The 9214-nt window shown below is 46.5% G+C and carries 13 protein-coding genes; 10 read left to right on the top strand and 3 right to left on the bottom strand.

Features of this window, described 5'->3' with window-relative positions:
• Window positions 1–408: hypothetical protein (locus J7J01_09440; protein ID MCD6211086.1), on the bottom strand; the 408-nt coding region annotated here is incomplete at its 3' end.
• Window positions 409–516: 108 nt separating this feature from the next.
• Here J7J01_09440 and J7J01_09445 point away from each other — a divergent pair.
• Genes J7J01_09445 through moaC form a run of 3 tightly spaced genes read left to right on the top strand, consistent with a single transcriptional unit; the run spans window position 517 to window position 3698 of the window.
• Window positions 517–2976 (top strand): valine--tRNA ligase, encoded by a 2460-nt coding sequence (locus J7J01_09445; GenBank protein ID MCD6211087.1) that lies wholly within the window; start codon window positions 517–519, stop codon window positions 2974–2976.
• Window positions 2977–2998: 22 nt separating this feature from the next.
• Window positions 2999–3217, top strand: coding sequence for a preprotein translocase subunit Sec61beta (locus J7J01_09450; protein ID MCD6211088.1), 219 nt, complete (start codon window positions 2999–3001; stop codon window positions 3215–3217).
• A gap of 25 nt (window positions 3218–3242) precedes the next feature.
• The gene (moaC, locus tag J7J01_09455; GenBank protein MCD6211089.1) at window positions 3243–3698 is read left to right on the top strand and encodes a cyclic pyranopterin monophosphate synthase MoaC; all 456 of its coding nucleotides are present in this window, start codon (window positions 3243–3245) and stop codon (window positions 3696–3698) included.
• Window positions 3699–3745: 47 nt separating this feature from the next.
• On the opposite strand, the gene J7J01_09460 is transcribed toward moaC, so the two are convergent.
• Window positions 3746–4213, bottom strand: a complete 468-nt coding sequence (locus J7J01_09460) for a prefoldin subunit alpha (GenBank protein MCD6211090.1) — start codon at window positions 4211–4213, stop codon at window positions 3746–3748.
• Window positions 4214–4281: 68 nt separating this feature from the next.
• On the opposite strand from J7J01_09460, the gene J7J01_09465 reads away from it, so the two are divergent.
• From J7J01_09465 to J7J01_09475, 3 genes are read left to right on the top strand one after another with little or no spacing between them, the layout of a single operon-like run.
• Complete coding sequence (locus J7J01_09465; protein ID MCD6211091.1) at window positions 4282–4695, top strand: DUF126 domain-containing protein; 414 nt, start codon at window positions 4282–4284, stop codon at window positions 4693–4695.
• Window positions 4661–5656 (top strand): 4-demethylwyosine synthase TYW1, encoded by a 996-nt coding sequence (twy1, locus tag J7J01_09470; GenBank protein ID MCD6211092.1) that lies wholly within the window; start codon window positions 4661–4663, stop codon window positions 5654–5656. Before J7J01_09465 ends, twy1 begins: the two co-directional genes overlap by 35 nt.
• Window position 5657: 1 nt before the next feature.
• Window positions 5658–6455: a metal ABC transporter permease gene (locus J7J01_09475; GenBank protein ID MCD6211093.1), complete on the top strand. Its 798-nt coding sequence runs from the start codon at window positions 5658–5660 to the stop codon at window positions 6453–6455.
• Window positions 6456–6479: 24 nt separating this feature from the next.
• On the opposite strand, the gene J7J01_09480 is transcribed toward J7J01_09475, so the two are convergent.
• Entirely contained in the window at window positions 6480–7058 is a 579-nt protein-coding gene (locus J7J01_09480) for a diadenylate cyclase (protein ID MCD6211094.1), read from the bottom strand.
• Between the two features lie 55 nt (window positions 7059–7113).
• On the opposite strand from J7J01_09480, the gene J7J01_09485 reads away from it, so the two are divergent.
• The 4 genes from J7J01_09485 to J7J01_09500 all read left to right on the top strand — a co-directional run bounded on the left by J7J01_09485 (window position 7114) and on the right by J7J01_09500 (window position 8847).
• Window positions 7114–8013, top strand: a complete 900-nt coding sequence (locus J7J01_09485; GenBank protein ID MCD6211095.1) for a hypothetical protein — start codon at window positions 7114–7116, stop codon at window positions 8011–8013.
• Window positions 8014–8141: 128 nt separating this feature from the next.
• Window positions 8142–8450 (top strand): HEPN domain-containing protein, encoded by a 309-nt coding sequence (locus tag J7J01_09490; protein ID MCD6211096.1) that lies wholly within the window; start codon window positions 8142–8144, stop codon window positions 8448–8450.
• 12 nt (window positions 8451–8462) lie between these two features.
• A complete protein-coding gene (locus J7J01_09495) occupies window positions 8463–8645 on the top strand; it encodes a hypothetical protein (GenBank protein MCD6211097.1) in 183 nt (60 codons plus the stop codon).
• A 1-nt stretch (window position 8646) separates the two neighbouring features.
• Window positions 8647–8847, top strand: coding sequence for a hypothetical protein (locus tag J7J01_09500; GenBank protein ID MCD6211098.1), 201 nt, complete (start codon window positions 8647–8649; stop codon window positions 8845–8847).
• Window positions 8848–9214 lie beyond the last annotated feature (367 nt).

Here is a 9214-nt window from a genome sequence, read left to right on the forward strand (position 1 = left end):
TCCCACTTCTCGCTCCAGCTCCTTATGCTGATACCCTCTCTGCATTTGCATTTGCGCTATTGCACTCTTACCCTTCATCCTCACCCGAACTGCGAATGTATCGCCCGGTTCCATAACTCTGTCCACGGCATCCTTTATAAGTGCCTCCATCTCGCGCTCATCTATGCATCTGTATCGGCTGCTCACGACGCCTAATATGGCATAGACACGATGTGTCATTCCCAATCGTTCAGCGATTTCCGCCATAGAAGCAGAAGCTGCCAAAGTGCCCTCTTCCGCTTCGATCACAAGTATCCCATCTGTGTGCTCTTTCTCCTCATATCTTATATTATGAGCACGCAGGCAAGCCAGCGCCTCCGCCTTTGGTAATGTCTCATGCTCCCCGGAGAGTTCAAAAGCAATCAGCATTCTTTCGCTGTAAATAAGTGATAAGTGATAAGTATTAAGTAAACGAGCTATAAGGGATAGCGATAAAATAATATTTAAAGAGATATAGAATAAAGCAACAAGCAACCTATGCGACTGGAGAAGAAGTACAACCACGAGATAGTGGAGCGGAAGTGGTTAGAGGCGTGGGAAGAAGCGATGTACTACTTCGATCCCTCCTCAGATAATAAACCTTATATCATAGATACACCACCACCATATCCTACCGGTGATTTCCATATAGGTAACGCGCTTAACTGGTGTTACATAGATTTCCTGGCACGCTACAAGCGAATGAGAGGCTACGAGGTGATGTTCCCTCAGGGCTGGGATTGTCACGGGCTGCCGACGGAGGTGAAAGTGGAGGAAGAGCATGGCATATCAAAGCATCAGATAGACAAGCAGGAGTTTCGAGCGCTCTGTAAGGAGCTCACCACACGTAACATAGAGCAGATGAAGGTGATGATGAAGCGATTGGGCATCTCCATCGACTGGAGCAGGGAGTATATCACGATGGATGACACTTACAGGCGATATACTCAGCAGTCATTTTTGAAGATGTATCACGATGGTCTAATATATCAGGCAGAGCATCCTGTTAACTGGTGCCCGCGCTGTGAAACAGCAATAGCCTTCGCTGAGGTGGAGTATGAGGATAGGGATGCGCATCTGAATTATCTGCTATTCCGGAAACTGGATGATAGTGGATATGTGGAGATTGCAACTACGAGACCAGAACTACTGGCGAGTTGTGTCGCTGTTGCCGTGCATCCGGATGACGAGCGATATAAGGACATTACAGGCAAAGAGCTGGAAGTGCCCATATTCAAGCAGCATGTGAAGGTATATAAAGATGAGGCGGTGGACCCCGAATTTGGAACCGGAGTGGTGATGATATGTACCTTTGGTGACCGTCAGGATGTGAGATGGTGGAAGAAGCATAATCTACCACTAAGAGCATCAATAGATGAGCGGGGCAGGATGACTGCGATGGCGGGTATATATGAAGGACTGGATACTGGGGAATGTAAGAGCAGGATAATAACAGATCTGGCTGATAAAGGACTGCTTAAGAAGCGAGAGAAGATAAAACAGAATGTTGGCGTTTGCTGGCGCTGTAAAACGCCCATTGAGATTATTTCCACACGACAATGGTTCGTGCGTGTGAATAAAGCTGAAATATTGAAAGCGGCAAAGGAGATAAGGTGGTATCCCGCACATTTCCGGTCGCGATTGGAGAATTGGGTTCAATCTATGGATTGGGACTGGTGTATCTCGCGTCAGCGTATATTCAGCGTACCCATTCCTGTCTGGTATTGCAAGCGATGTGGCGCAGTGAAAGTTGCTTCAGAAGCAGAACTGCCGGTTGACCCCGTGGTGACGAGTCCCGGTTCACCGTGTTCCAGTTGCGGGGGCATGGAATTTGAAGCCGAGGAAGATGTGCTGGATACATGGATGGACTCCTCTCTAACCGCGCTTTGGATTGCCGGTTGGCGCTTCAGTACCGATTCGTCTGAATTTGCGTTCCCTGTTGATTTAAGACCACAGGGGCATGACATAATAAGGACCTGGGCTTTCTATTCTATCCTGCGTTCCTTAGCCCTTACCCACAAGATACCCTGGCGCACCGTCCTCATTAATGGTATGCTACTGGGCGAAGATGGCTACAAGATGAGCAAATCGAGGAACAATACTGTATCGCCCGATGAGGTGATACAGAGGCATGGTGCAGATGTATTCAGGCAGTGGGCGGCAATTGGTGGTGCTACGGGCTCTGATGTCCAATTCCGCTGGAAGGACATAATAGCAGCGAGTAAATTCATGCAGAAACTCTGGAGTATCCTCAGGTTCTCATTGCCACATCTCGCCGAATATGATATCAATGCCAATGCCAATGTCAATGCTAAAGAGCCTGAATTTGAATTGGAGATTGTTGACCGCTGGTTGCTCTCTAAACTGAGCAGACTTGTTAGCGCCGTGACAGACTCGATGGAGAACTTCCAGTTTGACGAGGCAATGAAGAGTATCAGGTCGTTTGCATGGTATATACTCGCTGATAATTACATTGAGCTGGTAAAATCGCGGTTATATGGACGTTCTTCCTCTATTACCGGTAAAGAATCTGCCAGATATGCGTTATACCACACACTGAAGACCCTTTCTCTTCTGCTCGCGCCTTTTATCCCTTTCTTTGCTGAGGAGATGTATTCATATCTTAATTTTAATTCTGGTGCGAGTGTAAGTGTACACAGGGCTAAATGGCCAACACCGGGTAAGATAGATACAGATGCTGAAGCTGAAGGTGATTTAATCGCTGCTATTGTCCAGGCAGTCAGGCGATACAAATCTGAGCGGGGCATAGCGCTAAATGCACCCCTGAATGAGATAATCATATTCACAGAGGATAAGATTGACATCGGGGATATAGAGAATGCAACAGCGACAAAGGTGGAGTTGTGCAGTGATGCTGATGCATTCAAGGATAATGATAGGGATAAAGGGACAATGGTAGATATAAATGTAAAAGGAACGAGAATAATGATACTATAATTAACAGGCATAGGAGAAGAACATGGTAAAGGGAAAAAGTACGAAGAAGACAAAGAAAGAGGAGAGGAGGCGTGGCAGGACTGAAGAGCGAGGGCTCATGTCCTCTGCGGGCTTGATGCGATATTATGATGTGGAGGAATCAGCCATAAAAGTCTCGCCAAAGGCTATTCTATTGGCTGGCATTCTCCTGGGTGTCGTTGTACTGGGTCTGGAGATATTCTTCGGGGTCTGGCCACACTGACACTGAGAGCGAGGAATATGCGCATATGCAACGCATGGTGGATATAAGCGATAAGGGGGAGACAGTCCGGATTGCAGTAGCGTCAGGTAGGATAAGATTAAAAGAGGGTACAATTGTGAAGCTGAAGAATAAAGAGATAAAGAAAGGGGATGCACTCGCCTGTGCTGAGGTGGCAGCGATTCTCGCAGTGAAGAATACGCCGGATGTGATCCCCATGTGTCATCCTGTGAGTATAGATGCGGTAGAGGTTGAACCATCAATAGAAGAAGATGGGGTAAGAGTAACGGTAACAGTGAAATCGGTTGGCAGGACGGGTGTGGAGATGGATGCACTGTATGGGCTATCGGTAGCTCTACTTACTATCTGGGATATGGTGAAATCAGAGGAGAAGGACGAGACCGGTAATTATCCCCATACCTGTATAGAAGAGATAATGGTGGAGAAGAAAGAGAAGCAATTACTGGATGACATCCACCCATAAATCTCAGAGCAAGATCTAAAGACTCTGCTTTTCTCTCATCTCATTTCTTATTTCGGTGCACCGGTCTTAGAAACGAGCTCCTGCAATCGCGTCTGTAATTTCTGTGCTTCCTGCTCTATCTTCTGCAGTAATGCTGTCATTTGACGCTGTGAATCTTCCAATTCCCTCTTCTTCTCTTCCAGGAACTGTATAGAGGAATCAGGGTCTTTCTCCGCACTCACTCCTCCTCCTATCCGCACTATTATCCTGTCAGTAGTGCTAAGAGTGACATAAACAGAGGAATTGGCACCTATCGGTACTATCAGTTCATCACCCGGTTTCAAACCCTTCAAATGCTTTATCGTCTCTATCGCTTTATCATGTTCGGCTATCGCCTGCTGAACCATAACCAGCTCCTGAGAAGTCGTCTCCGCCTGTGCCTGGTACTGCCGTAATCTCAGCACCAGAGACTGCACTTCTGATTCTCTCTCTTTTTCTTTCTCCTTCTCCCTCTCCCCGCTTACTCTCTCTTCCATTCTTATCACTCTTAATATCTTATTCTATACCTTATAAAAGTCCATATTTATGTAGGTTCAGACTGCGAATGAAGGGGAAGAGGATAAAAGGCAGGAGTGTATCAAAAGGGATAGCGAAGGGACGAGCTCTGGTCTCCCGGCAGCGAATCTCGTTCCTTGGTGCCGTGGATCCTGTAACAGGTATCTTTGTTGATAGATCACTGGATGTATATGGACAGGAGGTATCAAATCGCGTGCTGATATTTCCGGGTGGTAAAGGCTCAACTGTGGGCTCATACGTGATATATCAGCTGAAAATGCATGCAAAGAGTCCTCTGGCTATGATTGTCACGCATCATGCGGATACGATAGTGGCGGTAGGTGCGATTATAGCAGAGATACCAACCGTTGATTCTCCTGAGAGAGATCTCATGAAGCTGATAAAAGACGATGAGGAGGTCCTGGTGAATGGGACGGAGGGATACATTGAGATTGAACCATGATGAAGCGCCGATGAGGAGATTGGAGCGGCAAGGTTATCACTTCGTTGGTGCGCACAGGCATAGTGCAGTAAAGACCTGTCTCTGGCTACGTAAATCGCTGAGAGGCGAGGGAAACTGCTATAAAGGTAAGTTCTATGGCATCAGTGCACATAGATGTGTTCAGATGACTCCCTCGATTTTCTGTAATCAACGCTGCGTCCATTGCTGGCGTCCCCTTGAAGCGTTCAACCTGAAGGGGAATGAAAAGGAGGAAAGGGTCATCTGGGACTCACCTGATGAGATTGTAGATGGGTGTATAAGAGAGCAAAGGAGGCTGATATCGGGGTTCAAGGGCTCTTCCAGGACGGACCCGGGCATTTTTGCTGAGGCTAACCAGCCAGGACACGCTGCTATATCGCTCATTGGCGAGCCTACACTGTATCCTTATCTGGAGGAGCTCATAGAAGAGTTCCATGCGCATGGGATGACCACCTTTGTGGTGACCAATGGCACGAATCCCGAGGTGATACGAGCGATAAGACCCACGCAATTGTATATCTCACTGAATGCCCCGGAAGAGAGCATTTACAAAAAAATCGCTCATGCTGATTACTGGGATTGTATAATACAGTCTCTGGAAGAGCTGCGCAACAAGAGAGTGCGAACAGTGGTAAGAATCACATGTATAGAGGGTTTAAATATGGAGAATCCAGAAGGTTATGCTGCTCTACTCCAGATGGCGAAGCCTGACTTCATCGAGGTGAAGGCGTATATGCATATAGGATACTCAAGGATGCGTTTGCCACGGGCTGCAATGCCCACTGCATCGCGTGTGCGAGATTTTGCAACTGAGATTACAGCGTATTTAGCAGAGTCAGAGTACCGGGTAGTGGCTGAATCGGAGATAAGCCGCGTGGTACTCATCTCATGCCGGGATAGGAGTTATTTCCCACTCCATGATTTGAGTCACACTGAAGGATGATATGATAGAGATTATAGGATACGGGTTCATGCGAAATGCAATAATAGCGGCGCTATTAGCCAGTATTGCATGTGGAATCGTCGGTGTCTACGTAGTAGTGAAGAGGATAGTGTTCATAAGCGGAGGAATAGCGCATGCAGCATTTGGCGGCATCGGTCTGGGCTATTTCCTGAGTTTGGACCCTGTTCTGGGTGTTATCCCCTTCAGCATCGCTTCTGCATTGTGCATGGGCATTGTGAGCAGGAGAACAAAGATACCGGAAGATACGGCAATAGGTATCCTGTGGGCTACGGGAATGGCATTGGGCATTATCCTCGTCGCATTAACCCCTGGTTACGCCCCGGACCTCTTTGGGTATCTATTTGGTAATATCCTAACCGTATCCGGGTCTGATATCAAGCTCATGCTGCTCCTGGATGCAGTCATCATTGGCGTGGTGGCTTTGTATCGTCATGAATTTGAGGCTATATCCTTTGATGAGGAGTATGCAACCGTGATTGGACTCCACACCGAGCGGTTATACCTTCTATTATTATGCCTCATTGCGCTGACCGTGGTGGCATTGATAAGAGTGGTGGGGGTTATCCTTGTCATTGCTCTGCTGACTATACCGGCGGCGATCAGCAGACGATTCACAGCCCGCATGCATGGTATGATCGCGCTCTCTGTTGCGCTTTCCGTGATATTAACCATCTGCGGGTTATTGCTCGCTTATTTATTCAATCTGCCCTCGGGTGCAACCATCGTTCTGATCTCAGCGTGTGTGTTCATACTTTCGTGTATCTTCTTCGGTGTTTAATTCTTATTCTTATCTTATATTGCGCTATTTCTTCATTATCATCGTCAAGCCCAGGTTTTTCTCTATTATCTTCTCGTATTTGCCTCTTATATGCGGTTTTATCTTATCCAGTTCCCATATCCCCGATAATATCTCCGCTACCAGCTCACCGCTATCAAATATCCTTACAACGCCGTCACTCTCAGAGACAACAACCGCAACGGCATCTGTATCCTTAGATATTGATGCTGCTGCCATGTGTCTACTTCCAAAACCCATAGGGAGGTTAATATTCCGATAACTCGCTTCTATGTACCTCGCTGCGGAAAGAACGTACCCATCTGCACTGACGATAAAAGCGCCATCAAGCTTCGCAAGCTCTTTTATCGTGCCCTGTACATTTGCGTTCCTTATATCTTTTACCTCTTTCGGATGACCCGCCAGAGGGTCCAGGATGAGCGGTGTAGACTTCTTTAATACTCTATCTTCATCACCAACCACAAACAGGGCTCCCATTCTCCTGCGCTCTATGCTCTGCCTCGCTATGCCGACCGCGATCTCCACCACCGTCTCCAGCACTTCAGGTACGCAATTGCCCTTAGCTTTACATATCCGACCCACCATCTTCTCTCAACAAATAAAATAATAGCTGCTAAGTTTATAAATCCGTAGCGTAGATATGTGTGCCAGGACCACCACAAGGGCAAAGGCAAGGGCAAGGGTTAGGGCTTATTCTCCGTCGCACATAACCGGTATCTTTGCTATCCATGATGATAGGAATCCACTGTATAAAGGCTCTATTGGCTGTGGTATCGTACTGGAGGCAGGGTGTGTAACTGAGGTATCGGTGGATGATGTAAGACCAGGGATAGAGATAGATGGAGTGGAGGTGGAAGAGACAAGTACCACCGGATATGTCTGCCGGCGTATGGCTGGTGGATACGAATACCCCATTCGGGTGTCAACCAGGTTTGAAGTTCCAATTGGAGCCGGATTCGGAGCGAGTGGTGCCGGAGCACTCAGTACTGCACTCGCATTAAATGCGCTCCTCTCGCTCAGGATGACATTGAATGAGGTTGCACAGATAGCACACCTCGCGGAAGTGGAGAACAATACAGGGCTGGGCGACGTAATTGCGGAGACTTATGGCGGGGTTGTGCTAAGAAAGAAACCAGGTCCTCCCGGTATTGGCATGGTTGATATTATACTGCCACCAGAGGAGGTGAAGATAAGTTACGTCACATTTGGTGTGAAGGCAACAAGGGATATACTGCAGGATGCATCCATCATACGGAATGTGAACAAAGCAGGTAGAGCAGCCTTGAAGGAGCTGCTGAAGAAGCCTGATATGGATACCTTCATGCGTGCAGCACGTGATTTCTCGTTGCAAACCGGGCTGATGAGTGAGCGATGCCGTGATGCAATCGAAGCAGTTGCTGCGGAAGGCAAAGTCGCAAGCGTTGCTATGCTCGGTGAGACAGTATTCGTGCCCGGCGATAGTGAAGCACTGCACGAATTCGGTGAAGTGAGACAGAGTAGAATATCATATTCGGGTGCGAGAATCATCCATCAGTTGTAAATACTTTTAGATAACAAGCGGGCAAAATACCAATGTTTTTAGCCCCCTCCGTAGTACGACCCATAATCCAGAATTCTAAATTAAGAGGGATAGACAAATTAGAAGGACTATCCAAAGAGATTGAGAAGATGAGAAGAACACTTTATGACATAGCCTGTTTTTCAAGTCAGCAGGCGGCAGAGCTATATTTGAAAGGGAAGATAATAGTAAAAAGTGGGTTGAAACCATATACGCGTTCTCTGGTTGAGCTTGTGAGAATTATCGAGAAGCTGGGATATGAAGTGCCAGAGGATGTAATGAAGTGTTCAAAGGAACTGGGTGAACATTATACGCAAGCAAGATACCCGGATGCAAGGGTTACAGAATATGAAAAGGAAGAGGCGGGAAGAGCGATAAAATGTATGGAGGAGATATTGAACTATGCAGAGGTATTATGAGTAATTCGGGTAATGCATGATGAACGGGAAGAAGATTTCAAAGCGTTTATTAAAGGATTGGAAAGGAAAGGGATGTGCGTAATCCTGTTCGGGTCAAAGACTAAAGGAGAAGATAATTTATTGAGTAATTTCGACATAGTTATTATAGCACGAGATAAAGAAGATTTGGCATTGGAAATAGTTTTTCCCCGCTGATTTGTTTTGCTATACCATAGAGGATTGTTTAAAAGAGATTGAAAATAAGAATACGGTTCTTTTAGATGCGTTTACGCAGGGGAAGGTTATATTTGATGATATTGGCGTATTCAATTTTTTGAAGAACGAAGTGAAATATGTGATTGAGAGAAGTGGATTGAAGAGATGTGAGGAGGGCTGGTTGGTGAAGGAGGTGGGATGATGGGTTTGTTTGGAAAGAAGAAGGATGCGGATGTTTGGAACAACAGAGGAGTTGCCCTTGATGAGTCATGAAGATACGAGGAAGCGATAAGATACTACGATAAAACTCTGGAGATTGACACAGAGTTTGAAAAAGCAAAGAATAACAAGAAACTCGCAGAGGAGAAATTAAGAGAACAGAAAAGAAAAGAGGAGATAGAGCATAAAAAAGTATTAAACGCAATAAATGAAGCTCATTCCCATGCGTGCTCGGTTAAATAATCCATCTTTCCATCAGCCTCTCTCGTTTGACATTTGGATCGCATCCCTAGCAAGGTAAATGTTGTACCAAATCCAAGCGTTAACACCCAGAAAAGAATAACCGGGTC

It is taken from the genome of Methanophagales archaeon (assembly GCA_021159465.1).
GTDB lineage: Archaea > Halobacteriota > Syntropharchaeia > Alkanophagales > Methanospirareceae > G60ANME1.

Excerpts from the sequence above, each read along its gene's own strand:
- J7J01_09445 (MCD6211087.1), top strand. The coding sequence starts at position 517 with ATGCGACTGGAGAAGAAGTACAACCACGAGATAGTGGAGCGGAAGTGG.
- J7J01_09450 (MCD6211088.1), top strand. The coding sequence starts at position 2,999 with ATGGTAAAGGGAAAAAGTACGAAGAAGACAAAGAAAGAGGAGAGGAGG.
- moaC (MCD6211089.1), top strand. The coding sequence starts at position 3,243 with ATGCAACGCATGGTGGATATAAGCGATAAGGGGGAGACAGTCCGGATT.
- J7J01_09460 (MCD6211090.1), bottom strand. The coding sequence starts at position 4,213 with ATGGAAGAGAGAGTAAGCGGGGAGAGGGAGAAGGAGAAAGAAAAAGAG.
- J7J01_09465 (MCD6211091.1), top strand. The coding sequence starts at position 4,282 with ATGAAGGGGAAGAGGATAAAAGGCAGGAGTGTATCAAAAGGGATAGCG.
- twy1 (MCD6211092.1), top strand. The coding sequence starts at position 4,661 with ATGGGACGGAGGGATACATTGAGATTGAACCATGATGAAGCGCCGATG.
- J7J01_09475 (MCD6211093.1), top strand. The coding sequence starts at position 5,658 with ATGATAGAGATTATAGGATACGGGTTCATGCGAAATGCAATAATAGCG.
- J7J01_09480 (MCD6211094.1), bottom strand. The coding sequence starts at position 7,058 with ATGGTGGGTCGGATATGTAAAGCTAAGGGCAATTGCGTACCTGAAGTG.
- J7J01_09485 (MCD6211095.1), top strand. The coding sequence starts at position 7,114 with ATGTGTGCCAGGACCACCACAAGGGCAAAGGCAAGGGCAAGGGTTAGG.
- J7J01_09490 (MCD6211096.1), top strand. The coding sequence starts at position 8,142 with ATGAGAAGAACACTTTATGACATAGCCTGTTTTTCAAGTCAGCAGGCG.
- J7J01_09495 (MCD6211097.1), top strand. The coding sequence starts at position 8,463 with ATGCATGATGAACGGGAAGAAGATTTCAAAGCGTTTATTAAAGGATTG.